25 protein-coding genes and 1 pseudogene are annotated in these 26,173 nt (G+C 44.7%); 20 read left to right on the top strand and 6 right to left on the bottom strand.

Going from position 1 to position 26,173, the window contains the following annotated elements:
- Positions 1 to 96 precede the first annotated feature (96 nt).
- Positions 97 to 720: a ribbon-helix-helix protein, CopG family gene (locus V7K49_RS07145; RefSeq protein ID WP_335205125.1), complete on the bottom strand. Its 624-nt coding sequence runs from the start codon at positions 718 to 720 to the stop codon at positions 97 to 99.
- Between the two features lie 242 nt (positions 721 to 962).
- Between V7K49_RS07145 and V7K49_RS07140 the strand changes: the two genes are divergently transcribed.
- The 5 genes from V7K49_RS07140 (at position 963) to V7K49_RS07120 (ending at position 9,166) form a co-directional block, all read left to right on the top strand.
- A complete protein-coding gene (locus V7K49_RS07140) occupies positions 963 to 1,811 on the top strand; it encodes a TnsA endonuclease C-terminal domain-containing protein (protein ID WP_335205017.1) in 849 nt (282 codons plus the stop codon).
- An 18-nt stretch (positions 1,812 to 1,829) separates the two neighbouring features.
- Positions 1,830 to 4,025 carry a hypothetical protein gene (locus V7K49_RS07135; protein ID WP_335205016.1) on the top strand — a complete coding sequence of 732 codons (2,196 nt, stop codon included), beginning with the start codon at positions 1,830 to 1,832 and terminating at the stop codon, positions 4,023 to 4,025.
- Positions 4,015 to 5,622: an ATP-binding protein gene (locus V7K49_RS07130; protein WP_335205015.1), complete on the top strand. Its 1,608-nt coding sequence runs from the start codon at positions 4,015 to 4,017 to the stop codon at positions 5,620 to 5,622. Before V7K49_RS07135 ends, V7K49_RS07130 begins: the two co-directional genes overlap by 11 nt.
- Before the next feature lie 11 nt (positions 5,623 to 5,633).
- Complete coding sequence (locus V7K49_RS07125) at positions 5,634 to 6,950, top strand: TnsD family Tn7-like transposition protein (protein ID WP_335205014.1); 1,317 nt, start codon at positions 5,634 to 5,636, stop codon at positions 6,948 to 6,950.
- A gap of 284 nt (positions 6,951 to 7,234) precedes the next feature.
- A complete protein-coding gene (locus V7K49_RS07120; protein ID WP_335205013.1) occupies positions 7,235 to 9,166 on the top strand; it encodes a TnsD family transposase in 1,932 nt (643 codons plus the stop codon).
- Between the two features lie 386 nt (positions 9,167 to 9,552).
- Here V7K49_RS07120 and V7K49_RS07115 read toward each other — a convergent pair whose 3' ends face one another.
- Positions 9,553 to 9,834 carry a hypothetical protein gene (locus tag V7K49_RS07115; RefSeq protein ID WP_335205012.1) on the bottom strand — a complete coding sequence of 94 codons (282 nt, stop codon included), beginning with the start codon at positions 9,832 to 9,834 and terminating at the stop codon, positions 9,553 to 9,555.
- On the opposite strand from V7K49_RS07115, the gene V7K49_RS07110 reads away from it, so the two are divergent.
- Positions 9,825 to 10,418, top strand: coding sequence for a hypothetical protein (locus V7K49_RS07110; protein ID WP_335205011.1), 594 nt, complete (start codon positions 9,825 to 9,827; stop codon positions 10,416 to 10,418). The genes V7K49_RS07115 and V7K49_RS07110 overlap by 10 nt on opposite strands.
- A gap of 351 nt (positions 10,419 to 10,769) precedes the next feature.
- Positions 10,770 to 11,024, top strand: a complete 255-nt coding sequence (locus V7K49_RS07105) for a hypothetical protein (RefSeq protein WP_334865188.1) — start codon at positions 10,770 to 10,772, stop codon at positions 11,022 to 11,024.
- 5 nt (positions 11,025 to 11,029) lie between these two features.
- Here the strand turns inward: V7K49_RS07105 and V7K49_RS07100 are convergent, their stop codons facing one another.
- Positions 11,030 to 12,019, bottom strand: coding sequence for an AraC family transcriptional regulator (locus tag V7K49_RS07100; protein WP_335205124.1), 990 nt, complete (start codon positions 12,017 to 12,019; stop codon positions 11,030 to 11,032).
- Positions 12,020 to 12,428: 409 nt separating this feature from the next.
- Between V7K49_RS07100 and V7K49_RS07095 the strand changes: the two genes are divergently transcribed.
- From V7K49_RS07095 to V7K49_RS07035, 13 genes and pseudogenes are all read left to right on the top strand, one after another.
- Positions 12,429 to 12,824 carry a (R)-mandelonitrile lyase gene (locus V7K49_RS07095; protein WP_335205010.1) on the top strand — a complete coding sequence of 132 codons (396 nt, stop codon included), beginning with the start codon at positions 12,429 to 12,431 and terminating at the stop codon, positions 12,822 to 12,824.
- A gap of 51 nt (positions 12,825 to 12,875) precedes the next feature.
- Entirely contained in the window at positions 12,876 to 13,871 is a 996-nt protein-coding gene (locus V7K49_RS07090) for an aldo/keto reductase (protein WP_335205009.1), read from the top strand.
- Positions 13,872 to 13,974: 103 nt separating this feature from the next.
- On the top strand, positions 13,975 to 14,460 hold the full coding sequence (locus V7K49_RS07085) for a lipocalin-like domain-containing protein (protein WP_335205008.1): 486 nt from the start codon (positions 13,975 to 13,977) through the stop codon (positions 14,458 to 14,460).
- 88 nt (positions 14,461 to 14,548) lie between these two features.
- On the top strand, positions 14,549 to 15,175 hold the full coding sequence (locus tag V7K49_RS07080; protein ID WP_335205007.1) for a TMEM175 family protein: 627 nt from the start codon (positions 14,549 to 14,551) through the stop codon (positions 15,173 to 15,175).
- 43 nt (positions 15,176 to 15,218) lie between these two features.
- Positions 15,219 to 15,488 carry a hypothetical protein gene (locus V7K49_RS07075; protein ID WP_335205006.1) on the top strand — a complete coding sequence of 90 codons (270 nt, stop codon included), beginning with the start codon at positions 15,219 to 15,221 and terminating at the stop codon, positions 15,486 to 15,488.
- 115 nt (positions 15,489 to 15,603) lie between these two features.
- Positions 15,604 to 16,101, top strand: a complete 498-nt coding sequence (locus V7K49_RS07070; protein ID WP_335205005.1) for a (R)-mandelonitrile lyase — start codon at positions 15,604 to 15,606, stop codon at positions 16,099 to 16,101.
- Between the two features lie 116 nt (positions 16,102 to 16,217).
- Entirely contained in the window at positions 16,218 to 16,988 is a 771-nt protein-coding gene (locus tag V7K49_RS07065; RefSeq protein WP_335205004.1) for an SDR family oxidoreductase, read from the top strand.
- A 110-nt stretch (positions 16,989 to 17,098) separates the two neighbouring features.
- On the top strand, positions 17,099 to 18,088 hold the full coding sequence (locus tag V7K49_RS07060) for an aldo/keto reductase (protein ID WP_335205003.1): 990 nt from the start codon (positions 17,099 to 17,101) through the stop codon (positions 18,086 to 18,088).
- A gap of 29 nt (positions 18,089 to 18,117) precedes the next feature.
- On the top strand, positions 18,118 to 18,837 hold the full coding sequence (locus V7K49_RS07055; protein ID WP_334869083.1) for a carboxymuconolactone decarboxylase family protein: 720 nt from the start codon (positions 18,118 to 18,120) through the stop codon (positions 18,835 to 18,837).
- 51 nt (positions 18,838 to 18,888) lie between these two features.
- Entirely contained in the window at positions 18,889 to 20,148 is a 1,260-nt protein-coding gene (locus tag V7K49_RS07050) for an arabinose transporter (protein WP_334869084.1), read from the top strand.
- A gap of 22 nt (positions 20,149 to 20,170) precedes the next feature.
- Positions 20,171 to 21,166, top strand: a complete 996-nt coding sequence (locus V7K49_RS07045; protein WP_335205002.1) for an aldo/keto reductase — start codon at positions 20,171 to 20,173, stop codon at positions 21,164 to 21,166.
- 185 nt (positions 21,167 to 21,351) lie between these two features.
- A pseudogene (locus V7K49_RS07040) lies at positions 21,352 to 21,723 on the top strand (zinc-binding dehydrogenase); the annotation flags it as partial.
- Between the two features lie 149 nt (positions 21,724 to 21,872).
- Complete coding sequence (locus V7K49_RS07035; protein ID WP_334869091.1) at positions 21,873 to 22,070, top strand: hypothetical protein; 198 nt, start codon at positions 21,873 to 21,875, stop codon at positions 22,068 to 22,070.
- 64 nt (positions 22,071 to 22,134) lie between these two features.
- Here the strand turns inward: V7K49_RS07035 and V7K49_RS07030 are convergent, their stop codons facing one another.
- The 3 genes from V7K49_RS07030 to uxaC form a co-directional block, all read right to left on the bottom strand.
- Positions 22,135 to 23,406: a lactate racemase domain-containing protein gene (locus V7K49_RS07030; RefSeq protein ID WP_335205001.1), complete on the bottom strand. Its 1,272-nt coding sequence runs from the start codon at positions 23,404 to 23,406 to the stop codon at positions 22,135 to 22,137.
- A 2-nt stretch (positions 23,407 to 23,408) separates the two neighbouring features.
- On the bottom strand, positions 23,409 to 24,245 hold the full coding sequence (locus V7K49_RS07025; protein ID WP_335205000.1) for an SDR family oxidoreductase: 837 nt from the start codon (positions 24,243 to 24,245) through the stop codon (positions 23,409 to 23,411).
- A gap of 389 nt (positions 24,246 to 24,634) precedes the next feature.
- Complete coding sequence (gene uxaC / locus V7K49_RS07020; RefSeq protein ID WP_335204999.1) at positions 24,635 to 26,053, bottom strand: glucuronate isomerase; 1,419 nt, start codon at positions 26,051 to 26,053, stop codon at positions 24,635 to 24,637.
- Between the last annotated feature and the right edge of the window lie 120 nt (positions 26,054 to 26,173).

Below are 26,173 nucleotides of genomic sequence, written 5' to 3'. Positions count from 1 at the left end.
ATAAATCTCTAACAGTTATCTAAATTCTTAAAGATATATCAAAAATATGAAATTTGCTGATTCATTGAGTATTACAAAAATTTGTAATTATCTTAACTATATAAGGGACTTTATTTGTTTACCAGGGCCAACTATATCTTTGATATAATCATACACATCATTAGAAATATGTTCAGGTTTTTTAGTAACCTCTTTTTTCTGAAGTTCTCTAGACAAAGATCGAGATATAATATCTTCCCTAATTCCGCCGAATACATTCCTGATTTCTTTTGAAACAATGTTAATTAATCTGGCATCATTACACTCTATCCAGAATACTAATACTTCATATTCTTTATATTCAAATAATTTTAATAAAGATTTTAAGAGATTCTCATCCATTAATCTCTCTTTAAGGTTATTGGTAAAATCAATATATTCATATTGCCAATTAGTTATTAAATATGCTCCAGGAGAGTTAGGTAATTTCTCACGCTGATCAAATGGCAAAAATTTTACTTTAGAAATAGTCATATCAAGCGCAGGCAATGTTTGAACCGCACCTTCTATTAGAGCTGCTACCGAAGGATCTATGAAATGATCGCGGTGATCTTTTAAAGGTATTTGTCCTCGCGCAATTCGTTCTACCAACTCTGATTTTGATATTCCTCTTTGAGCAGCCATTAAATCTAGCTTCTGTATAGCTGTGGGAGTTATGGAGAGGTTAACTCGCGTCTTCATCTCGTCCTGTAGTTCTGGGACTCCTTTAACTCGTTTGCTTCCTTTTGGCATTAGCCACGCTCACTCTCAAAAAACTTACATATACTTTGTCTCAATGATAAGAGCTAGCGCACAGTTTACACAGGTAAATACATTGCAAAGAAATTTAAAGTTTTTTTATTTTAGAACATACACATTTTTGTGTAACTTCTGAGTTTAGAATATACGTATTAACGTGTATGTTCTAAATAGTTCTCACACAGATGCTTCAGCAGAAATCCCAAAAAAACCGGAAGGACATTAACAAGCGCCTAAATGAAGGCTGTGGTCAAGGTCGCGGTATTAATTACAAACCAGCAATTTGGATAATAGACTTTCCATCTCAAGGTTTTTCTGTCCAAGGCTTGGGTTGGAAAACTCAAAGAGAACACCACTTGTTTAGCATGAGTGAGTTTCGTTATTTTTATGCGCTCGAATGGTCGCCTATCGTCATCGACATCCGAGAGCAGTTTCCTTTAGAACTCGAAGAAACCTTAGATATTGCTAAACAGTGTGGTTACAAGCACCCAGTCAATCCTAATACTGGGGAACCTAACGTGATGACCACAGACTTTGTTGTAACTATTCCAGGAAGTACATGTATAGGAATTATGGATCAAGCTAGGACAGTTAAGCCTTCACGGGAATTACAAGATCCGCGAGTTCTTGAAAAGTTTGAAATTGAACGTCGTTATTGGGAGTCCCATAAAACTAGCTGGGGCATAGTTACTGAACAAGATATTCCAGAGGTGTTGGTCAAAAATGTTGAATTTTTACACAACTACTTTTTTATTGAAAACCTTTCACCTCTTTCAGAGCTTAATATTAAACAAATTACAGCCGTACTCGCTAAAGGTGTAATTCAGGGAGACGTTTCACTAAGTGATTTAGCAGCTCGGTGCGATGAACGACTTGCCTTGGAAGCAGGCAGTAGCCTTGCAGTTGCTCGTCATCTAATTGCTAATCGGCAATGGCTAATTGATATGAACCAACCACTACAGGCTCAGTTTAGAAAGAAATTGGCACTTTTGGCTACTCCTTCCCTTAAATATGAAATAAATAAGAGCTGCTAAATGAATTTATACCAGAATATGCTGATTGAACTACACAATGAGTGTGGTGATATTTTTACCGTTATCAGATTACTCTGGATTGACCCATCTGGAACAGATATAGTCACAATTGATCTGAATAATTCTAAAGCATTTCCAGTTTTACAGAGGGCCGAAGAAATTGAAGCAGCATTAACTGAACAAAAAGCTTTTATTATAGATACTGACCCCTATGCATATCTACATCGCCCTGAAGATTTAATTCCTGAAACTCACCGTAATTTTAGAGATAATGCGTGGAACAAAATCGCTTTAATTATTGAAAGTGGATATAAAGCGTTTTTTCCTTATGAGCGAGGTTTATTAGTTAGGCAGGCAATAGAACTGACAGGAAGTAATAAGCCAACAATTTACCAGTTATTACGATCTTACTGGCAAAGAGGACAAAAACTAAATGCACTTCTACCAAACTATGATCATTGTGGCGGAAAAGGTAAAAAACGGAATATCACTAAAAAGCTAGGCGCTCCTAGTAAAAAAACTAAGTTAAAAGGTGAACCTCCTGGTATTAATATAAATGAACAACTACGAATAATTATTGTTAAAAGTGCAAAGAAATATCATGAAAAGCAGAAATTAACACTCAAAGATGCTCACCAGAGAATGTGCGAAGATTGTTTTTCTGTAAAAATAAAACAAAAAGATGCAAATGAAATCCCTCTTCTTTTACCTCAAGAACAATGCCCCACTTTGAGACAGTTTAACTATTGGTATTACAAAGACCGCGATCTTAAAAAATCACTCATATCTCGTGAAGGTAAGCGTAAGTTTAACCTCAGCTACCGAGAGGTGCTGGGTAACTCAACTGAGATGGCTCCTTTTCCAGGTGCGCTCTGGCAAATTGACTCTACAATAGCTGATATTTACTTAGTTAGTTCTTTGGACAGAAGTCGTATAATTGGGCGACCTGTTCTCTACTTAGTTGTAGATATATTTTCCCGAAGCATTGTAGGATTTAGCGTGGCTCTTGAAGGGCCGAGTTGGTTAGGGGCATCTTTAGCTCTGGAAAATGCAACTACAGATAAGGTAAAGTTTTGCCAGGAATTTGGTATCACGATTACAACAGAAGATTGGAATTGTAACCATCTTTGTAAATTACTTCAAACCGACCGTGGCAGCGAATACTTAAGCAATAATGCTAGAGAAGCACTCAAAAGTATTGGTATAGAAATCTCACCTACACCGCCATACCGTCCCGACTGGAAGCCTTTTGTAGAAAGGTTGTTCCGCTTAATTAACGATGAGGTCATTCATTTTCAACCAGGAGCAGTGCATAAACCAAAGGAAAGAGGTGAGCGAGATTATAGACTAGATGCTATTTATACCCTCGATGAATTTCGAGCAATTATGATCCGCCTCATCCTTTACTACAATAATTACCATTATTTAACTGAGTATCCTATGACAAAGCACATGATTGAAGATCATGTGCAACCTGTTCCGTCGGAGTTGTGGGAATGGGGAATCCGTAGTTACGGTCGTCCTCGTCAGGAGACACTTGAGATTATTCGTTTAAATCTTTTACACAGAGCAGATGCTAGCGTTACTCGTTATGGGATTTGTTTGCGAGTCAAAGGCGTTAATTTATATAATCGCCTGCGTTACACCTGTGAGTCTGCTATGAGGGAGCAGTGGTTTATCAAGGCTGGAATGAAAGGAACTTGGAAAGTTCCAGTTGCTTATGATCCTCGAAAGCCTCTGGTGATCTATATACTTCTCGATGCTGGGAAACGTATGGAAGTTTGTGAAATGCTTCCTGTTTCAAAAACCTTTTTAGACAGCAATCTAGAGGAAATTATGGATCACTTTGCTGAACAAAACTTCGCACAAGAAGATGCTCAACCCAATCAAAGACAGGCAAAAGCTTCTTTGAATGCTTACCTAAAACAGCAAAAAACTGATGCAACAGAAAAAACCGAAAAAGCTCGTCAAGGTAAGTCTAAACAGTCTCTTCTTAAAGGAATAATAAATAATCGAAAAGCTGAAAAACATTATGAACAAGATAAAAATGCTCGTGATTTAAGGCCCGAAAAGACTGCTGATCAACTAGAAACAGCCCTTCCAATCCAAGCTAATAATCAGTATAAAGACACTGAGGAAGGCTATATACCTGCACCAGAAGAAACTGAAATGTTAAATGAAGTTATCGAGGGGATGTGGAGAAATGACCGATGATGAAGTGTACAAACCTCCATTTTTAGTATTCACAGGGCAAAAGATTAATGCAATATATTCCGACCCAGAAGTTTCCAAATATCGTGGTAATCCACTTATTGAAGCTTTACCAAAAATTCTGACGAAATTAGAGGCAGCAAAGGGCCTGGCTAAGTTTCCACACTACAGTGAAGATATGCGTAATCAGCCTGCTCACTTACGCCTTCATTATATCCAAGATACTCTAGAATTTTTTACACCCCTTGGTATTCACATTGATTTAGAACAGAGAATTTCGCGCATTATTAGGTTAGGCTATCAAGCTAGAAATCCTATATTGCCACAATTTTGGCAAAACACTAAGCGTTCACTGGATTTAATTGACCCCAATGGATTCGTACCTAGATCCCCACGCTCAACAGCAAAGAGCATGACAATCATTGGACTTAGTGGTATTGGCAAGAGTACCGGAGTAGAAGAAATATTGTTGCTTTATCCGCAAATTATTAATCACAGCCGTTATCTTAATAAAAACTTGACTTTAAGACAAATAGTCTGGCTAAAACTTGACTGTCCTTATGACGGTTCAATCAAAGGTCTTTGTATCAACTTTTTTCAAGCGGTTGATGACCTATTGGGAACACAGTACTACACACGCTATACCAAAGGACGCCAAACCGTAGATGACATGATTCCTAATATGGCGCGTGTCGCATCAATCCAGTCACTGGGAATGCTTGTAATTGATGAAATCCAAAATCTTAGTTTAGCTAAAAGTGGTGGCTGCCAAAAAATGCTCAACTTTTTTGTACAATTAATTAACACCATTGGGCTGCCAGTTATTTTTGTGGGAACTTATAAAGCTTGGTCTGTTTTAAGCAGTCAGTTTCGCCAGATACGGCGGGGAACAGGTCAAGGAGATTTTGTTTGGGACACAATGAAAGAGGACGAAACTTGGCAAACTTTTGTCAAATCTCTCTGGCGATACCAATATGTACAAATAGCTTCTCCACTGACACCAGAATTAAGCCACACCCTTTATTACGAATGCCAAGGCATTACAGATTTTGCTGCCAAGATTTATATGCTGGCGCAAGTGCGAGCTGTATCAAGTGGTAAAGAGAGAATTACAGCTTCAATCATCAAATCAGTTGCTAAAGATTGTCTTCGTACTGCAACAAAAGTTCTGAATGCCTTGAAAGAGAAAGATGCCGACAAAAAACTGAGACTGCTCATGGATTGTGAGGATGTTAAACCAATTGATCTCGAACCTTTTATAGAAGAAGGAATAGAGCGTTTAGCAAATGAAGATTCATCTAGTGTTATTGGTGAAGATCAATCTGATTCGGAGAGTAGCCCATCAGAGGAAATTAAGCAAACTGAACTCTCACAGGAATTATCCGAGTTAGTAAACTCAAAACTACTAAAAGAAAAAGAGATAAGCTCTACTTCAGTTCCTATTAAGGCTACTCAGAAATCAAGGACAAGTAATAAACAGACTGACTCAAAAGATACTTTACCAGAAATAGTTGCTGAAAAAGCTTCAGTAGGTCTTTCAGGCTATGAAGCTCTCAAGGAAGCAGGTTATATAAAATCTGTCAGTGAGTACCAATTGTAGGATACAGCAAAATGATTGGTTCGTTTCCAGATCCTTATCCAGATGAATTATTTTATAGTGTTTGTGCGCGGTACTCTGAACGGATGAGTTATAAACATAAAAACTACTTATACCAAGACCTTTTCGGAAAAAGTTGTTATTCTGTAGGTTCTTTTGCATATCTATACCTAGCTACTAGGTTAGATTATTTGATTACATCTTTGCCTCCAGGAAATTATTACACAGCAGATCGCTTAATTGATGAGCATACTTTATTCTCATTTTATAGTGCATTTTCTCCACCATACTTAATTAATCTAATTCGAGATACGATGAAACAAAATAGCCCAATAATTCCTTTGAGATCGCTAAATATTTATATAAAGCGTAAACATTATTTACGTTTTTGTTCTCAATGTATACTAGAAGATAAAAAGCAGTTTGGTGAGTGCTATTGGCATTGCATACATCAAGCTATTGGGGTTGAAGTTTGTCTAATACATAGCATTATTCTACAAAAAATTGAGATAGAACCATATTATTGCAAAACGGGATTTATACTTGCAGAAAAAGCAGTAAATACTCATACAAATAACTATTTAGAATTATCAAATAATAATTTTAAACGTTTTATGGAGTTAGCTTATAATATTGATTGGCTTTTAAAGCACCCAAATATTATCTTTTTTGGAGATTCTATACGTAGAGTTTACATTAAACTTTTATATAAAAAATATGGAAGATTTAATTTTAAAGTTAAAAACTCTTTAAATAAAGTGATGAATGATTTCATAAACTACTACTCTCCTCCATTTCTACAAATGTTGAAAAATGATTTGGGTAAATCTAGTAACTGGCTTAGAGATATATTTGTTTCAGATGGGAAGATAAAAAATCCCTTGCATCACTTATTAGCAATTACTTTTTTGGAATCTACGGTTGAAGATTTTTTTAAAATTTCTTTTGATTATAAGCCTTTTGGAACAGATTATTGCCCATGTATAAATCGAGGCGGTGAATATTTTCAACGGCTATTAATTAAGGATAAATACCAGTATACAGGCTATAGTAATAGCGCTAAGACAGTAACTGAAAGTGAGTTTCGTTGTATTTGTGGTTTGGTATCTTCACAAACAGCTTTTAATAGAATTGATGAATATAAAGTGCCAATACTGGAAAGAAAAATAAAATACAGTTCTTCTTGGGAATATGCTTTAAAAATTTTATGGGAAAATCAAGCATTTACTTTTACAGAAATTGCTCAATATCTTGGTGTTAGTGAGGAGACACTTGAGCATCAAGTAGGTTACTTAAAACTACCATTATTAAGACCAATACTAAGTAAATAGTTTATATTATGCCTGTAATTAAGTACATGTTTAAATTAAAACCGATGTAGGGTCTATTAGGGCTTCTGCTGCATACCGTTTCATTCATTCGTTAGGCTAACGTCGTAACCCACTCAACACCATCTTCTAATTATTTGTGTATACTTACTTATGTTTTTTTGTAATTATTGAAACACAAACATTTTGAATAAGGTTGTTAGCAATACATAAATATTTTTCAGTTATTAAGCATTAATAAATTATCTAAAAAATTAATTTTTATATTTTTCAATAAAAGATAGCCTATGCTTGGTTTCTTTCCTAATCCTTACCCAAATGAATTGTTATATAGTGTTTGCGCTCGCTTTCAAGAGAGAGTCTATTATCCTAGCCAAATTTCAGTAGTTCAAGATTTATTTCAAACAAAAAATGCGATCGCGATTTTTGACCTACCAAGTAAATTGAACAGATTGGTTGCTGCTTTACCCACCGGACATTCTTACACAGTTGATAATTTCATAGACAATCACACTTTATTACCCTTTTATAGACCTTTCCTGCCACTAGAGCGACTTCAATTAGTTCGGCAGGATATGTGTGGTGATAATGGGTCAAAAATTCATACACGCTTGGGAATTGTCGCTGGATTCATTGAAATGCCTTCTCATTTGCGCTTCTGTCCATTGTGTATGGAAGATGATCAGAAGCAGTTTGGTGAGTGTTACTGGCATCGTCTTCATCAGTTACCTGGTGTTGAAGTCTGTTCCACTCATGGAGTTTTTTTAGAGAAAAGTGCTGTATTAACCCACAATCGTAGACGCATATCTGAATTTATTTCCTTAGAACAAGCAACTCAATTAGTATCTCTTCGTCCAGTAGACCCCTTAAATCCTGGTCACAAAGTTCTGTTGAAAATTGCCACAGATATAGACTGGCTTCTGAATAATTGCCGCTTCGTCCCTAGCTTAGAAGCTTTGTACCAAAAATACCTATCTTTGGTAAAAACCAATCCAGAGTTAGTCACTTACACAGGTAGGATTCGTGTTCAGGAATTATTGAGGCTCTTCAAAAATTACTACCCTTCGCAAGTGTTAGATTGGCTGCAATGCCCACTTGATGAGCAGATTCGCGATAACTGGCTTGCTCAATTAGTGCGTTTCCCTAAAAGAGTTCACCATCCACTACGGCATCTGCTATTTATTCACTTCTTAGGATACACAGCACAAGAATTTTTTGAACTAAAAGAAGCACTAAAACCATTCGGTAATCCTCCCTGGCCCTGTTTTAACCCTGTTTGTAAATATTTCAAAAAACCACAGATAAAGGAATGTTTGATTACATATAACCAGGAAAGTCGCAAACCAACTGGTACATTTTTTTGCAGGTGTGGTTTTGTTTACTCTAGAATAGGTGCGGATCAATCAGCAGAGGAGCAATTTCGATTCTCAAAAATCAAAGTTTATGGTTCTGTTTGGGAAGAATCCTTAAAAGTTTTCTGGGAAGACTCATCACTCACTCTTAAGGAGATTAGTCAACGTCTGGGAGTTCAAGTGAAGGCAGTGCTTCGTCAAGCAGATAAACTAAAGTTTACCTTTCCCCGACCTAATACTAAAGCGAGAGCAACTGAGTTATGCCCCTCACTTAAGCCTCATATATTTTCATTTATTCAGGCTCCAGATATCCTCGAAAATTGCCGTAAGCAATGGTTAGAGGTAATTGAAGCTAATCCTGATGCGGGAAGAACACAATTACGAAGTAAAGCACCAGCAATTTATGGTCAATTATACAAATATGACAAAAATTGGCTTTTGAAGCATCTGCCGCCACCACTAACAAATAATGGCACTCTAGATGTGGACTGGGATAACCGAGATGTTAAAACGGTGGAAGCAGTAAAGGTTGCTGCACAGCGCTTGAAGCAAGATGTCAATCGACCAATTTGGATTAGCAGGACAGCGATCGCTAATTTTCTCGATCATCCTGCAAGCGCTTGGGTAAAAAGACATCTGAACAGATTACCTATGACCACAAATATATTGGATGAATTGGCAGAAACCAGAGAAGAGTTTGCGGTGAGAAGAGTGCAGTGGGCAGCAAATACTTTTCATCAAGAGAATATTACTCCTCAGAAGTGGCAACTAGTTCGTCGTGCAAGCCTACGCAAAGAAACGAGAAAGTTACCTTTGGTCGAGGAAGCGATCGCAGTTGCTTTGGAAGTTTTAAATTCACTGATATAAATAAAAAAAGGTTATTGATCAAGCTTAAAACCTTATATTTTGTGGTTAGTGAGTGTTCTCCAAGAATAAAAATCAACCTTTATCAATTAGTACATATGAACTTGTGACAGTAAAGAACTTTATTGTTTGTGGCTCACATTGTATTGCGGTTAGCATTTTCTTCAGTAAAGAACTTTAACAAAAAATTGGCAACGCAATAACTAGTGTTTCAGGCGCTGCCAGTAAAGAACTTTATTGTTTGCGTACAAGGGTTGTACGCAAACAATAAAGTTCTGAAGTGAACAATAAAGTTCTTGTCTAACTGGCACATGAGTACAAAGACCTAAGAAATTTCTGCAATTGACAATGGGTGTCTGCACGGAAACGTTTAGATTGGAAGCATGATTTCATACTTTCACGTCAATAAAGTCTGTATATAGGGCGATCGCTGTCACAGAATATAATTTTTGAAACGCCCCCTTCCTGAGTATGGCGATCGCACCAGTTTTAAAAGAAGTAAAATTATAACTTTCATAAAAGTCAAATATGGAAATATACTCCGCCTTCAGCTTGAAAAATAAACGTACTAATAATCGTAACTTCTCAATAAGCACTGGTAAAGCTAATAAAGGTATTTCAGGAAGGCGACGGGATGAATGCCGAATGAAGTGGGGTTGCTTTGAGAGCAAAAATCTGGTTTAACATTGATATAAGCAACCCTCCCGATTACAAAGATATTTCTTCTTCAGAGCGCACACCATTGGTGGAGTGGTTGCTGAATATCATTGCAGAACAACAGAAGATCATAGATAAGCTCTCTTCAAAAGTCTGTCAACTAGAGCTTCATGTGGAAAACCTGGATGAGCAACTATTAGTTGCCAAAAAGCTCAAGGGTCAACCAAAAATCCGACCAAGTACCCTAAATCAAAGAGAAGAACCGCCTGTATCAGCAAAAAAACGGGCTGGTTCAGAAAAAAGGAGTAAAAAAACCAGCTTTGTAGCAGATGAAGAAAGGGTAATTGAACCTGTTGAATTGCCATTCGGATCAAAGTTTAACGGGGATCGTGAATATGATCTACAAGATTTGCTACTCAAGAAGCATAATATCCGTTTTTTGTTAGCCGAATATGTCACAGATGATGGAAAAACCATTGTTGGGAAACTGCCTGAAGAATATCAGGGACATTATGGCGTGACATTGAGAGGATTTATTCTCTACCAGCATCATCAATGCCGCGTGCCCCAACCAATAATAGTTGAACAGACCCAATAAAAAGAGTAGAATTTCAAGAAAAAATTACCCAATATTTAACGATAGCGAGAGAACAGCCAGAGAGGAACGAAGGCGATCGCTACCAGCACAATTGGTAGTAAGTCTTGTAATTGCAATGAGTCTATGGTCGAATGGCATTAAGAAAAGCTCTAAGCTATGCTCCGTAATTATTACAGGCATTTATGCCATTAAGCAGTCAAGGAGTAGCTGCGTAGTTTACCGCCGCAGGCATCGCTATTTTTTGTAGGTGCTGTGAAATGGAGGCAGTGACTGTGCGGGTTGCCCAAAAATTTTTTTAGATCGAATTATTCAAAAATTAGAGTTTCACTATACTCTTAAACACGCTTTTTGGTGAGCCAGTGCGTTGGGAGGGTTCCCCGACTTGAAGCAACTGGCGAACCCGAAGAGCTGAATCAAGTAGAAATTGAATTATCTGTTTTATCTCGCCAATGCTCAGAACGGCGTATTTCTAATACAGAAACATTAACTTGTGAGATTGCCGCTTGGGAGAAACAACGTAATAAACAAAAAGCCAGTGTCTATTGGGGTTTTCAAACCAAAGATGATCGCCGAAAAATGCAGCGTTTATATCCGAATTTAACCTAGCAAAGTTACCTTGGCAGACTGCTAGCAGTCTCTCTAGCAGCTTCTCGCAGCCGCACCACATCGCGTATCGGTGGTGTACCAAACAGCCGCTTGTACTCTCGGTTGAAGTGCGAAGCATCGTCATAACCCACACGGTAGGCAGCGCTAGCAGCGTCAAGGTTTTGCCCTAACATCAGACGGCGAGCCTCCTGGAGCCGCAGTTGCTTCTGGAATTGCAAAGGACTCATTGCAGTGACAGACTTGAAGTGATGGTGGAAACCTGAAACACTCATTCCCATCTCTCGGGCGATACTTTCAATCCGAAGTGGCTCCTTAAAGTCTTTACGAAGTCGCTCGACGGCAAGAGCGATGTGGTGAGTGTAGCCACCCAGAACGGCAATATGACGAAGCCGCGCGCCTTGCTCTCCAATCAAGAGTCGGTAAATGATTTCCCGTGCGACCAGCGGCATCAGAACCCGCGCTTCGGCGGGCGTGTCCAACAGCCGAACGAGCCGGACAACGGCATCGAGCAGCGGCGCATCTAGTGGACTCACGTCGATCGCTTTGACACTGGCACTTCTTTGTGCAGAGGGATAGCCCGTTTCAACCATGACTGAACCAACGAGGACGGGGTCGAGATCGAGGCGAACGCTCAGGTACGGCTTCTGTTTGGACGCTTCCAGAATTTGACTCACAATCGGCAGTTCCACCGTCGCCAGCAGATAATGCATCGGGTCGTACTGATAGCGATCGTCGCCCAGCAGGACTTCTTTGCTGCCCTGAGCAATCACACAAAAGGCAGGAATAGAGACCCCATGACAGAATTCCATAGGCGAAGAGGAGCGTTTGAGGTGTAATCCTTTCAGCAGATCGATCGTCCCATCCTGACGAATCGCCTGGGCAATCCGCTCAGTTAGTTCGTCTCGATTGGCTTGCGCTCGGTCTGCCTCGCGCTTTGCCTGCGGGTCGTTCAGTAAATTCCTGTCGGACGTTTCACTTGTTTTTGCAGCGTTCATTTCTAATACCAGTTCAAACAGATTTTTGGACACATCAAGCTCCAGAAAAGGATTGGCAGTGCCAAGCCTATACAGAATCTATCGCGACTTGAATCGAAACAGGTGTAAGTTTGCAGGATTGTACAACTATCTTAGACGATCGTTTTATTGCTTGCTCTCTAGAATTCCTACAATGAAACTAAAGCAATGAAAAACGATTCCGGCTTCTTGTAAGCATCTGGATTTTTATCCAAGAGACAATTCAGGTTTGATGGGGCAAGAGATTCGCCGATTGACGACCCAAAAGATATCAAGGCTAACCTTGCTTCCTAAAAAATTTCCATCCCTACTACATAGAGCAGGTGATAAGTGCTCAATTTCTCCGATCGGACTAGCAACTGACATGACATTAAGTAAAGGAATTCAGAAAATGGACATCAAACAAAGTGGCTCACAGCCTTCCGCCAAAGGATCGGCTGAGTATTTTATCGGCACGGTTCGCATTGACCCCCTGTTCGAGGCACCCAATCCAGCCCGCACATCTGGAGCCAGTGTCACGTTTGAGCCGGGCGCTCGAACCGCATGGCATACCCACCCGTTGGGACAAACCCTGATCGTGACGGCAGGCTGCGGTCTTGTACAGCTCTGGGGCGGTGCGATCGAGCAAATTCGACCGGGGGACACGATCTGGTTTGCACCGGGTGAGAAGCATTGGCACGGTGCTACACCAACCACGGCGATGACGCACATCGCCATTCAGGAACATCTTGATGGCAAGTTCGTGGACTGGATGGAACAGGTTAGCGATGAACAATACCAGAGCTAACCGTGAAGTAAGACAGTTCCGACCTTTAACTTAAAGAGAGGAGTTCAAAAAATGCAAAAGCGCAAACTTGGAAACAGCAATCTGGAAGTCTCGGCGATCGGGCTGGGCTGCATGGGCATGAGCTGGTCCTACGGGCCGCCCAAAGACAAGCAGGAGATGATCTCCCTTCTCCGTGCTGCCGTCGAACGAGGTGTCACCTTCTTCGACACCGCTGAGGTTTACGGTCCCTTCTTGAACGAAGAGCTTGTGGGTGAAGCCCTCGCTCCGTTCTGCGGGCAAGTGGCGATCGCTACTAAGTTCGGTTGGGCACCTCGACCTAACGACGGGAACAGGTGGACTGTCTTAAACAGTCGGCCCGATCGCATCAAGCAGGTCGCTGAGGCATCGCTCAAGCGACTCAAGGTCGAGGCTATCGATCTGTTTTACCAACATCGTGTCGATCCGAACGTGCCGATTGAAGACGTAGCGGGAGCGGTGAGTGACCTCATCCAAGAAGGTAAGGTGAAGCACTTCGGTCTTTCGGAAGCCGGGGCGCAGACCGTCCGTCGCGCCCATGCAGTTCAGCCAGTGACTGCACTTCAGAGCGAATACTCGCTCTGGTGGAGAAACCCTGAAGCCGAAGTGCTGCCGACCCTGGAGGAATTGGGCATCGGCTTTGTTCCCTTTAGCCCGCTGGGGAAGGGCTTTCTCACAGGCAAGATCGACGCAGATACGAAGTTCGATAATACGGATTTCCGCAGCACCGTCCCCCGCTTTAATCCAGAGAATCGTAAAGCAAATCAGGCGTTGGTTGATCTGCTCACTGAATTTGCGGAACAAAAGAGAGCGACCCCTGCTCAGGTCGCGATCGCGTGGCTGCTGGCAAAGAAGCCGTGGATCGTTCCGATTCCTGGCACAACGAAGCTGCATCGCCTTGAAGAAAACCTCGGCGCGGTGGACATTGAACTTACGCCGGACGATCTTTGCGCCATTGAAAGTGCCTCCTCAAACATCAAGGTAGAAGGCGCTCGGTATCCGGAATTTCATGAACAGCTAACTGGCCGGTGAACGGCAGCCAGCTCGCGCAAAACATTTTGAAGATACGTCTAAGAACGAAGCGTGCTTGGGAGTCGGGGTTATGCCATTTCAGTTGTAACAAAAGGAATCGTGTATGAAAGCACTATTTTGTGGGACGTTGGCAGTTGTTGTGGCGCTCAGTGGACCTTCGTGGGCGCAATCCACAGAAAGGAAAAACGCAAGCCCTGGTTCTGCTAGGGAGACGTTAGTCGGAGCGTGGCATTTGCTCTGGCTGGACGAACCAGGAGCGGACGGGAAACTAAAGCGCATTACGGATGCGAAGGGTTCGCTGATCTACACGCCTGATGGACATATGTCAGTGCAGGTCATGTATGCAAAACCGGAGTCCGCTTCATCCAACAATCCTGTAGCGTATGCTCAGGGCGGGTATGAGGGTTCCTTCGGTCGCTACGACGTGAATGAAGCGGCGCATACGGTCACGCATCACGTGGAAGGAGCGAACGTGCGGGCACTGATGGGGAAGGATCTTCCGCGCATGTATCAGTTTTCTGACGGACACCTGATCATCAGATCGTCTCGGACAGACGAACATTGGTCGGTTACGTGGGAACATTACTAACTGATCTGCATTTTGGTCACCGTAGCAAACTACCCACACGAGACAAACGACTGCTGCAAGCCCGTGAACTGGATGGAACAGGTCAGCGATGAACAATATGAGGGGAAATCCAAATAACTCATCACTCATGTCAAAGGATAGAGTTGAAAGTTTCAGCGACGGTGTTTTTGCGATCGTAATGACCCTGCTTGTTCTAGAATTGCGCGTCCCAGAGATTGCAGATCATTCCAGCTTGGGTCAGTATGCCGCTGCAATGGCACCGCTGATTCCGAAATTTGTCAGTTTCGTGCTATCTTTTGTGATGGTTTCCATTTATTGGGTGAATCATCATTATTTTTTCCGCCATTTACGCAGTGTGCCGCTCGGACTGGTCTGGTTGAACAACCTTTTCTTGTTATCGATTTGTTTTCTTCCATTTCCAACTGCTTTTGTTGGCGATCATCCAACTGATCAATTTCCGATTCTTTTGTATGGTGTAAATTCCCTTATAAGTACATTGGCTATATATGGATTAAGAGGCTACGCAAGCTATAGAGGGCTTTTCACCGTTGATCATGAATCCGCAAAAGTTCTGGGACCAAGAAACAGCATTCCTGCGATCGTCATCTACGTGCTATCAATTTTCTTAGTATTTGTGAATGTCTATCTGTCCTTAGGCTGTTTTCTTCTCGTTCCAGTGCTTTATTTTGTACCAAATCTAATTCGGTTTCAATGAAAAGACGTTTATCCTGCAATCTACTGCCCTCAGTATAGGGATAATGCTAGACGGCAGTTACACCCAAGTGGGTATGCCCGCTAAGGGTGAAGTCACCATCAACAATTTTGCATTCAACAGGAATCGAGTGAACTACAATACTTCACTTGTCGGAGGCATCCCTGAAACCCAGGAACTTATCGATTATTGTGCGAAAAATCAAATTTATCCGGCTATTCAGGTGATAAGAGCTAATGAAGTCAACGAAGCCTGGAGAAAAGTCGTCAATAAAGAAGCACGTTACAGGTACGTAATTGATACGGCGACTATCTAAAACTGACGCTTCGTTAAGCACCGATCGCACGAGAAGCGCCATTATCAAGTCCACGGCGACCCAAGCCTGCGGTGGGGAGGCTTTACATCACTAAATACAAACACGGAGGAAGGAAATGAAACTACTCGCGACGACTGTCATGTCATTTTCCCTGCTTACTTTGGTACACGCTCAGGCGGGTCAGACCCAAGTACCATCTGGCGGTCGCGCACAAACAGTAGAGGTTAGGCGAAATGGTTCGCAGCCTTCCACTAAAGGACCAGCCGAAAACTTTACAGGTTCCGTCCGCATCGACCCCTTGTTCTCAGCACGCGATCCATCACGCATGGCTGGCGGTAGTGTTACGTTCGAGCCTGGTGCGCGGACCGCATGGCATACTCATCCTTTGGGGCAAACCCTGATTGTGACGGCTGGATCTGGATATGTCCAGCAATGGGGCAGACCCATTCAGGAAATCAGACCCGGTGATGTAGTTCACATTCCGCCAGGAGTGAAACACTGGCACGGAGCTACAGCCACCACAGCCATGACGCACATTGCCCTTCAGGAACAGCTTGACGGCAAGAATGTGGATTGGATGGAACAGGTCAGTGATGAGCAATACCGCAAGTGATCTCCGTAACCGAAATTTTTGGGAGTCGAGATGCACGTCCTTGGCTCCATTACCCGGCAATAGATCGTGGAAATCCTGATAAAAACTTCCCGAATAAGCAACCCAAGGAGTAAAAAATGACAACGAACGAGAATGGAAACTACACAGGAAAGGTTGCGTTTGTAACCGGAGCAGCGAACGGCATCGGTCGAGCTACGGCGCTGGCGTTTGCACGTGAAGGCGCTAATGTGGTGGTTGCCGACGTTTCAGAACAGGGCAATCAAGAAACGGCGCGCATGATCGAAGACCTCGGCGGACGAGTGCTTGCCGTCAAGTGCGATGTGACGCGAACCGAGGACGTGACGGCGGCTCTTTCCAAGACCATCGAAACTTTCGGGCGGCTGGACTTTGCTTTTAACAATGCCGGTGTTGAACAGAAGAAGGCTCCGGCTGCGGAACTGGACGAGGCGGAATGGGATCGCATCGTCAACACCGACCTGCGCGGTGTCTTTCTATGCCTGAAGCACGAAATCTCGCTGATGCTCAAGCAAGGTGGCGGCGCGATCGTGAACACCTCTTCGGGCGCTGGGATCATTGGTATCAAAGGCAACCTCGCCTACACCGCCGAGAAACATGGCGTGATCGGCCTCACCAAAGCGGCGGCCCTCGACTACGCCTCGCAGAACATCCGCATCAACGCCGTGTGTCCTGGCTATATCGACACGTCGATGATGGCTCGCTTCACCGGCGGCACTCCCGAAGGCCGCCAAAAGGTAGTCTCAGAGGAGCCGATTGGAAGGATGGGACAGCCCGAAGAGATCGCCAATGCCGTCATCTGGCTATGTTCGGATGCGTCCTCCTTCGTCGTCGGGCACGCCCTGGTCGTCGATGGCGGTCAAACGGTGTAGTAACGGCAACCCAGGCAATGCCGCTTCACGAGTGATAGGCAAGGAGCCAGCTTTGGCAGGGTGAGAGACTCGCCTGCTGACAACAAAATTAAGAGAAGAGGAGAAACAGAATGCAGTACAAGCATCTCGGCCGCACCGGACTACAGGTCAGCCGACTCGGTCTGGGCACCATGAACTTCGGCGAGCTGACGGATGAGACCACCAGCTTCAAGATCCTGGACGAGGCTCTAGAGGTCGGCATCAACTACATGGACACCGCAGATGTGTACGGGGGCCCCCAGTCCCCAAATATGGAGAAGGGCTACGGCATCTCCGAGGAGATCATCGGGCGGTGGCTGTCCCAGGGCGGTCGGCGCGAGCGGAGCGTCCTGGCTACCAAGGTGTACCAGCCGATGGGTAACGGCCCGAACGATCGCCACCTTTCGGCGTACCACATCCGAAAGGCCTGCGAAGACAGCCTGCGTCGGTTGCAGACCGATCACATCGACCTTTACCAGATGCACCACGTTGATCGGCTCACGCCCTGGGAGGAGATTTGGCAGGCAATGGAACTCCTGGTACAGCAAGGCAAGGTGATCTACATCGGCAGCAGCAACTTCGCCGGGTGGGACATCGCCACTGCACAGAATATTGCCGCGTCGCGCAATTTCTTCTTGGGGTTGGTGTCGGAGCAGAGCCTCTACAACCTCACCGCCCGCACCGTTGAGCTAGAGGTCATCCCAGCGCTTCGGTACTACGGCATCGGTCTCGTTCCATGGAGTCCGCGCGGCAATGGGCTGCTGGGAGGCGTTCTGCGGAAGGTGAGCGAAGGTCGTCGGGCCGAGCCGAAGGTACAGCAGCAGATCGAGCAGCATCGCTCACAGATCGAGGACTACGAGGCGCTCTGTGAAAAGCTCGGTGAGCGACCCGCCGATGTCGCACTGGCCTGGCTGTTGCACAATCCTGCCGTCACGGCTCCGATCATCGGACCACGCACCGTGGAGCAACTGACCGAGAGCTTGCGGGCTTTGGAGATATCCCTCTCGGACGAGACGCTTCGACGGCTCGACGAGATTTGGCCCGGACCCGGCGGCGAGGCACCCAAAGCCTATGCCTGGTAGAACGCAGCGCCGTTAAGGAGGTAGTTTTGATGAAAAAGCTCATCGTGTTCTTGGCACTGGTGTCTGTAATAATATTTAACCTTTCATGTATGTCGGATGCACAAACAATGAACAACGATCAAACTTTAAACGCACCACAACAAAGCATCGTCACCATCGCCGCCTTTACCGCCAACGGCGATATGGAACATCTGTCTGCTGCCCTAAATGAAGGGCTTGATGCTGGCTTGACGGTAAATGAGATCAAGGAGGTTTTGGTTCAACTGTATGCTTATGCGGGATTCCCGCGCAGTCTAAACGCCCTCAACGCCTTCATGAGCGTTCTGAAAGCAAGGGAGGCAAAGGGAATCAAGGACAACGCGGGTAGGGAAGCAAGCCCACTTCCGACCGATAAAAGTCGGATCGAGCTCGGAACAGAAATTCAGACGCGCCTAGCAGGAGGTCCGGTTTCTGGAGAAGTTTATACGTTTGCTCCCGCCATTGATCAGTTTTTGAAAAGTCACCTGTTCGCAGACATCTTCGGGCGCGACAACCTGGACTTTCAAAGTAGGGAGATTGCGACCATTGCAGCTCTTTCGAGCATGAAAGGTGTCAACTCCCAACTACAAGCACATTTTAGAATCGGCATGAATACTGGACTGACCAAGGCACAGATGAACAGTCTCGTATCCGTTCTCAAGTCTAAAGTCGGCAAGCCTGAAGCCGATAATGCTGCTGAAGTATTGAATAAGGTTTTAAGCAATAAATAGGTCTCAATAAAGGCTCCAAGCTATACGAAAGCCCTTAACGTGCCCAGTTCTATGTTCAATAAAGCTTCTCGGACATCTACGACTCCTCCCACCGTGGCAGTACTGCTACCGATTATCGGAGTGGTCTTCATTGCATACCTCGTCATTGGTCTGGCGCTGCCGGTACTCCCACTTCACGTCCACCAAGGACTAGGACTCAGCACCTTTGTAGTCGGTCTTGTTGCTGGTAGCCAATTTATGGCATCGCTGCTTTCGCGGATGTGGGCAGGCTACTACGCCGACAGCCGAGGAGCCAAACGCGCCGTTGTTGCTGGACTGCTGATTGCAGTTGCATCCGGGCTGTTCTACCTGCTATCGGTTTACTTCGTTGGCAAGCCTGAAACTTCGGTCACAATTCTACTGATGGGTCGGGCGCTGCTTGGTGTGGCGGAGAGCTTCATCATCACAGGAGCGCTGAGTTGGGGACTTGTGCTCTTGGGTTCGCAGAACACAGGCAAAGTCATGGCATGGGTTGGAACAGCCCTCTATGCCGCGTTTGCGGTCGGCGCTCCGGTTGGCACTACCCTATACGCCCAATACGGTTTTGTGGCGATCGCGATTACCACCACCCTAATCCCGCTCGTCACCCTGCTGCTCGTCGCGCCGTGCCAAGCTGTTCCATCGATGCCCCAGACCCGCCCTGCATTCACCAGAGTAATGGGTGCTGTTTGGGTGCCGGGTCTCGGTTTGGCGCTCAGTGGCGTTGGCTTCGGCGCGATCACAACGTTCATTATGCTGCTGTTTGCACAACATGGGTGGGGACAAGCCTGGCTCGCCTTTACTCTTCTAAGCATCGCCTTCATCGTCGGGCGCGTTGCCTTCGGTCACTTGCCGGACAAGATTGGTGGTGCTAAGGTCGCATTGGTCTGCATCCTAATCGAAGCGATCGGTCAAGCGCTGATCTGGCTCGCGCCTGGGGCTACATTGGCGTTGTGTGGGGCAACCCTCACTGGTCTTGGCTACTCGCTCGTTTACCCTGGTTTAGGCGTAGAAGCACTGCGTCGTGCCCCGGCGGAAAGTCGTGGACTTGCGATGGGAGCCTACACCGCTTTTCTCGACCTGTCGCTGGGACTTGCCAGCCCTGCATTAGGATTGGTCGCGAACGGGGGCAGCTTGAGCGCGGTGTTCCTCGTCAGCACGCTGGTTGTATTGAGCGCTGGAGTTGTCGTCGTGCGGATGCTAAAGCCACCAACGATTACCCGACGACATCATCGGACAACGGGACTTCCAGGACGGAGGACATCAAGCAATCGCTTTAAATCAGGTCTCTAGAATAATTTAGGAAGAAAAGCAAATGCAGAAAAGAAAACTTGGAAACAGCAATTTAGAAGTTTCAGCGATCGGGCTGGGCTGCATGGGAATGAGCTTTTCCTATGGTCCGCCTGCCGATAAGGAGGAGATGATTTCATTGATTCGGTCAGCCGTTGATCGCGGCATTACGTTTTTCGATACCGCAGAAGTTTACGGTCCATTCACCAATGAAGAACTTGTGGGCGAAGCTCTCGCTCCCTTCCGTAACCAAGTAGCGATCGCCACTAAGTTCGGGTTCAGACCTGCTTCTAACGGCGAATCGAGATGGAGTGAGTTGGATAGCCGACCCGAACATATCAAGCAAGCGGTGGAAGGTTCGCTCAAACGGCTCAAAGTCGAGGCGATCGATCTGCTCTATCAGCATCGAGTTGACCCAAACGTGCCGATTGAAGACGTGGCGGGAGCGGTGAAGGAATTGATTGGGTCAGGCAAGGTGAAGCACTTTGGACTCTCTGAAGCCGGCGTGCAAACGATTCGTCGCGCCCATGCAGTTCAGCCGGTGACGGCACTCCAAAGCGAATACTCGCTGTGGTGGAGGGAGCCTGAAGCGGAGATATTACCGACGATCGAAGAACTCGGAATCGGATTTGTTCCGTTTAGCCCTTTAGGTAAAGGATTCCTCACGGGCAAGATCAACGAAACCACGACGTTCGATAGTTCCGACTTCCGCAACACCATCCCGCGCTTTTCGTCGGAAGCTCGGAAAGCGAATCAGGTTTTGGTTGATCTACTTGGCAAGATTGCTGAACAGAAGCAGGCGACTCCGGCTCAAATCGCGCTTGCCTGGCTGCTGGCTCAGAAGCCTTGGATTGTGCCAATCCCAGGCACCACGAAGCCGCACCGCTTGGAGGAAAACATTGGAGCAGTCTCAGTCGAACTCACGCCTGATGACCTTCGTGATATCGATTACGCTGCCTCTAAGATTACCGTGCAAGGGGCGAGATACCCCGAAAAGATGGAGCAAATGATTGATCGCTGAGTGGCAAGAAATAATCATGAGTACAGTCTAGCGTTATCCCTGAGAAGATTCCAGCAACCCCATTTCGAGTGCCAAGCTTCCAACCTCAGACTTGTAACTGACAAACAAGTTTATGTGGAGTGCTTGCCGGCAAACGACTCGGCGCTGAACGCATCATTATTCTGGGATGACACGAATCGCGGCTAGAGATTGCCCGAGGGTTTGGTGCAACGGATGTGGTCAGCAGTCGAGGTGAGGACGCGATCGCATCTGTGAAAGAGATGACCCAAGGCGGTGCAGAGTCAGTACTTGAGTGTGTTGGCAGTAAGTCAGCAATGGCAACAGCGATTGGTATTGCGCGTCCTGGTGGAGTGATCGTGTATGTTGGCGTGCCGCACGGCAGCGGACAGAATTTCAATCTAAGCCGTTTATTTATGAGTAACATCACATTGCGAGGCGGGGCTGCACCCGCCCGTGCTTACATTCCAGAATTGCTAGCCGATACTATGGCAGGTAAACTCAACGCCTCTGCTGTTCTCGATTTAATCGTCGATCTCGACGGTGTCCCCAGAGGGTAGGCTGCAATGGATAGTCGGGAAGCGGACAGTTAATGGTTAAGCGTTGAGTACTAGCCAACAACTGGTGTCTGCATGAAAACATCTAGATTGAAAGGATGCATATAAATAAAGTCTGTATATAGGGTGATCGCTGTCACAAAATATGATTCTTGGAACATCTCATTGCTGAGTATGTAGAACTTTGCCACTGGAGAAGCCTATCCTCCAAAAAACTGGCAGACATCCTCGACCGTAAACAAAAGTATCTACTAGATAATTATCTCAAATCTTTGATTGATGAGGGTAGGCTTCAATTTAGCCGTCCTGATAATCTTCAAGATCCCCATCAATCTTATCAAGCCCTTTAAACAAGCTAAACAAAATAATCATGCCTATATTTAACACGGCAAACAGGCATTAAATTAAGTAGTTCTAATTATCTGGACTTGATATTAGACGGTATAGGATCTCGCCAGCCTTCGGCACAAGCAAAATCCTTTCATCCTCACGGTTAGACCATTCTGTGGGTCGAATGGTAGCCGGATCACGGTAGTTCAAGTTATGAGCAGCACAGCGTTCAGCAGAAATACCAGTAGCTAAAGTGACACGAATCCGCGCTTGTTCCCCTTCTATGGGATCAAACGTACCCATACCTTTTAAGTGAGTACTATGAGCCAGCACTCCACCAGGATACGCTTGGAATTTATCCCACTGTTTGAGAAAGTAATCCCGCACATGATAGCCAATTTGGGCTAGGATTTCGCCATGTGTATAGCTAAACTCGGTAATGTGTGGGGCATATATAATTACTTCGCCTCCGTCAGCCACTACTGGCTCTAGCTTGTACATGCCTTTAGCTGCTGTCCAAATGTCATCATACATTTGGGGCATGACTGAAAGCACTTGTTTAAAAGGCTGATCTACATATTTAATATGCAGTTTGGCCGATAATTTTGCAGCAGCTTCCCAGGCTGACTCTGGTTTATCTATATAAAGTCCAGCTAGCTGATTCGTTTTGGGTGCAACCACCATCGCCAAACAAAGTTTCGGGGTAGAAATTAGGTTAGCGGCTCGGTTAATCAAGCGCCGAACTGGTGTTATTCCCGGTGTACCAATGATTTCATAGCAGGTGATTAAAGCACCTAGCCAGTGTGATATGTCTATTACGTCCTGACCACCAATACCGGGAAAAAAGTATTTATTTCCACCAGAGAAACCGACAACTTCGTGGGGAAAGACTGGGCCACAAATCATTATCAAATCATATTCTGTTACCAGCTTGTTAACACGGACTTCAACTGCCTGATCCAGCATTCCACCGCTAATTTCTGCTATCTCATCTGCCAAAATTACTCCACAAGAAATAAAGGTATCTGGCTGATTCCAAAGGTGGTTAAAAATGCTAACTTTTTTAAAAGTTGTCTCTCGCTCCTTTGGTGTTATCCCCACCAAGTGATTGATTTGTTCCTCACTCATGGGATTATGTGTACCCAGAGCAATCAAAAAATCTAGAGCCGCTACCCTTTTACCCAACTCCTGATGAAGCAATCGAAACATTTCAGGGATGGGAGCAGTGCGGGTGCCATCTGGAATTAATACTAGGATACGCTGTCTATCTAACTTAGGGTTTCCCAAAGCTTCATGAACCAGTTCGGAAACCTGCTGATCTGAAAGCGTTCCGTTAGTTACAGCCAGTGAATACATGATTAAACTCCACTGTAGATACTAAACCCACCGTCTACTGGTACAACTACCCCGTTGACAAAACTAGAACCAGAACTGCATAACCAAATCAAGGTGCTGAGTAATTCGTCCGGTTTTCCGAAACGTCCGGCTGGGGTATGCTCGATGATTTTTTGTCCGCGGATAGTCAAACTGCCATCTGCATTTAGGAGTAAATCTCGATTTTGTTCCCCAATAAAAAAACCTGGTGCGATCGCATTTACTCGCATTCCATCTCCATACTTTTGAGCGAGTTCTACCGCTAACCAGCGAGTAAAGTTATCTATCCCCGCTTTAGCGGCTGAGTAGCCAACCACGCGGCTGATCACCCGAATGGCAGACATAGAAGAAATATTCACAATACAACCGTGGGGCTGATTTTTTTCGACCATTGCTTGACCAAAAACCTGGCTGGGGAGTAGAGTACCGACTAGGTTAAGGCTAACTACTTCCTCAAAGGCTGCGTGTGGCATCTCAAAAATAGTCGCATCAGCAGTAATTGTGGCAGCAGGAATATTACCACCAGCCATGTTTACCAGGATGTCTATCTGACCCCAATGCTGTATAATAACATCCCTAGCTATTTCTAATTGGGAGCGATCGCTAACATCTGCTAGCACAGCCATACTTTCTCCACCATTAGCTGTAATCTCTGCCACTACCGCACCGGCTCGTGCTTCATTGCGACCCAGAACGGCTACTCGCGCTCCAGCAAGGGCCAAACCCTTTGCCATAGCCCCACCAAGTACACCAGAGCCGCCTGTGACTATTACTACCTGCTCTTTTAGGCTAAAAAGTTTATTTAAAATCCAGTCTGGCATAAATGATTTTCCTGCTTATTCCTATTCGTAATTAAAAAAGTCAATATTTAATCTGGATTTCTAAGTTTTCTCTGTAGCTAGAACTAGAGCGTGTTTTCAAACTACTCGTTTAGTCTCCTAACTTTTTAGATTTGTACTACCTTGATGAGGCTTTTCTCATTCTCATACAAAGCATGGGAACCAGAAAAATGCCATTGTTAGTCAATACAATGTTATTGTCAGTCAAGACAATGCCATTGTTAGTCAATACAATGCTACTGTCAGTCGATACAATGCCATTGCAGATAAAAAGACTTGTGTGTAGACTGTAGCTTTAAAAGGGGGATTGAGGGATCTAAGACTTTGAAAACACACTCTAGCCCTAATAGCTTAATTTTGGAGAATTAGTATTAATCCAATTTGTAAGCAACCTTAGCCAGGTCGTAAGCTAAAGCGCGGGCCATGTCGTAGCCTTCTTCTTCTTCAACTAATCCCCGTGTTACTAATCCGGCTAACCAGTTACAAGCGACTCGCCGCCAAACATTATGACGAGCCGGAATAGAAACGAAAGCGCGGGTATCATCATTAAACCCAGCAGTATTATAAATTCCGGCAGTTTCCATTACCTGATTGAAGTAGCGCTCCATGCCATTTACGCTGTCGTGAAACCACCAAGGCGGCCCGAGCAATATAGTGGGATAATGACCGGCTAGCGGAGCCAATTCTCGACTGTAAGTGCTTTCATCCATGCCAAAAAGAATTAAGCAAAAGCGCTTGTCATTACCGTAGACTGACAACAACGGGCGTAGATTTTGAGTCCATTCTATTTTCAACGGAATATCAGCACCTTTATCAGCTCCAAATCTCTCAAACACAGCCAGATTATGGTTACGCATAACACCACAATGCATTTGCATCACCAAACCATCTTCCACACTCATCCGCGCCATTTCCATGAACATATGACCGGTAAAATGTTCTACATCACCTGGATTCAGCTTGCCGGTTAATGCTCTAGCAAAGATAGCTTCTGCTTCCTGGTCAGAAAGGCGTGTAGTATAAGGTGTAGCTGCACTTTGATCGGTAGCTGTTGCGCCCATTTTTTTAAAGAAAGCTCGACGTTCTTCTAAAGCTTGCACAAAAGTAGTGTAAGTGCTAATTTCTCTACCTACAGTGCTTTCCAATTTGGTAAGATGATCACGCCAACCAGGAGCATCCAGGTTAACTACTGCATCTGGTCGAAACGTTGGTCTGATTTGAGTAAAACCTTCTTCGTGGAGCGATCGCTGATTCTCCAGGGAATCACTGGCTGCATCGGTAGTACAAAGCACTTCGATGTTAAAGCGTTTGAATAAAGCACGAGGGGAAAACTCAGGCAAAGCTAACAAACCTTCCAGGTAATCATAGATATGTCCGGCATTGCGAGAGTTTAAAGGTTCATCTACACCAAAGACGTTAGTTAGTTCCTCTTTGAGCCACAACCCGGACGGAGTACCCTGGAATAGATAAAAATGTTCGGCGAACAATTGCCAGATTTTCCGATGGTCTGTTTCTGCTGGTGCATCACTAGTAGGTATGCCCAAAGCTTGCAGAGGCACGCCCCGACTATAAAGCATCCGCAAAAGGTAGTGGTCAGGGATAATCAGTAATTCGGTCGGTGAACCAAAACGGGCTGCGGGATTCGCTAATAAGGCTGGATCTACGTGGCCGTGTGGGCAGACCAGAGGTAACGCAGATATACTGTCAAAAAATTGATGGGCTAGTCGTCTTTGAACTGGTTCTGGAGAAAAGCAGCGATCGGGAGATAAACTTAGTTTTTTGGTTAACATAATTTTTGTTTGGTTAAAATTTTTAGTGTTGCTGAGTGAAAATATGAATATGCTTCATGCCCAGACACAGAGAGTAAGAGTTGCCAATTTTTTCAAATTAAACCCCGTCCATTTTGAAAC

Source organism: Nostoc sp., assembly GCF_036919675.1.
In the GTDB taxonomy this organism is placed as follows: Bacteria; Cyanobacteriota; Cyanobacteriia; order Cyanobacteriales; family Nostocaceae; genus Nostoc.
The sequence above is the reverse complement of the archived record's forward strand: the minus strand, read 5'-3'. Positions and strand labels throughout refer to the sequence as shown.

Bases quoted from the DNA above. Each gene is read 5' to 3' on its own strand.
- V7K49_RS07050 (WP_334869084.1), top strand. From the start codon at position 18,889: ATGTTCAATAAAGCTTCTCGGACATCTACGACTCCTCCCACCGTGGCA.
- V7K49_RS07030 (WP_335205001.1), bottom strand. From the start codon at position 23,406: ATGTATTCACTGGCTGTAACTAACGGAACGCTTTCAGATCAGCAGGTT.
- V7K49_RS07125 (WP_335205014.1), top strand. From the start codon at position 5,634: ATGATTGGTTCGTTTCCAGATCCTTATCCAGATGAATTATTTTATAGT.
- V7K49_RS07130 (WP_335205015.1), top strand. From the start codon at position 4,015: ATGACCGATGATGAAGTGTACAAACCTCCATTTTTAGTATTCACAGGG.
- V7K49_RS07085 (WP_335205008.1), top strand. From the start codon at position 13,975: ATGAAAGCACTATTTTGTGGGACGTTGGCAGTTGTTGTGGCGCTCAGT.
- V7K49_RS07090 (WP_335205009.1), top strand. From the start codon at position 12,876: ATGCAAAAGCGCAAACTTGGAAACAGCAATCTGGAAGTCTCGGCGATC.
- V7K49_RS07140 (WP_335205017.1), top strand. From the start codon at position 963: ATGCTTCAGCAGAAATCCCAAAAAAACCGGAAGGACATTAACAAGCGC.
- V7K49_RS07060 (WP_335205003.1), top strand. From the start codon at position 17,099: ATGCAGTACAAGCATCTCGGCCGCACCGGACTACAGGTCAGCCGACTC.
- V7K49_RS07100 (WP_335205124.1), bottom strand. From the start codon at position 12,019: ATGAACGCTGCAAAAACAAGTGAAACGTCCGACAGGAATTTACTGAAC.
- V7K49_RS07025 (WP_335205000.1), bottom strand. From the start codon at position 24,245: ATGCCAGACTGGATTTTAAATAAACTTTTTAGCCTAAAAGAGCAGGTA.
- V7K49_RS07070 (WP_335205005.1), top strand. From the start codon at position 15,604: ATGAAACTACTCGCGACGACTGTCATGTCATTTTCCCTGCTTACTTTG.
- V7K49_RS07075 (WP_335205006.1), top strand. From the start codon at position 15,219: ATGCTAGACGGCAGTTACACCCAAGTGGGTATGCCCGCTAAGGGTGAA.
- V7K49_RS07080 (WP_335205007.1), top strand. From the start codon at position 14,549: ATGAACAATATGAGGGGAAATCCAAATAACTCATCACTCATGTCAAAG.
- V7K49_RS07065 (WP_335205004.1), top strand. From the start codon at position 16,218: ATGACAACGAACGAGAATGGAAACTACACAGGAAAGGTTGCGTTTGTA.
- uxaC (WP_335204999.1), bottom strand. From the start codon at position 26,053: ATGTTAACCAAAAAACTAAGTTTATCTCCCGATCGCTGCTTTTCTCCA.
- V7K49_RS07135 (WP_335205016.1), top strand. From the start codon at position 1,830: ATGCTGATTGAACTACACAATGAGTGTGGTGATATTTTTACCGTTATC.
- V7K49_RS07055 (WP_334869083.1), top strand. From the start codon at position 18,118: ATGAAAAAGCTCATCGTGTTCTTGGCACTGGTGTCTGTAATAATATTT.
- V7K49_RS07095 (WP_335205010.1), top strand. From the start codon at position 12,429: ATGGACATCAAACAAAGTGGCTCACAGCCTTCCGCCAAAGGATCGGCT.
- V7K49_RS07120 (WP_335205013.1), top strand. From the start codon at position 7,235: ATGCTTGGTTTCTTTCCTAATCCTTACCCAAATGAATTGTTATATAGT.
- V7K49_RS07145 (WP_335205125.1), bottom strand. From the start codon at position 720: ATGAAGACGCGAGTTAACCTCTCCATAACTCCCACAGCTATACAGAAG.
- V7K49_RS07045 (WP_335205002.1), top strand. From the start codon at position 20,171: ATGCAGAAAAGAAAACTTGGAAACAGCAATTTAGAAGTTTCAGCGATC.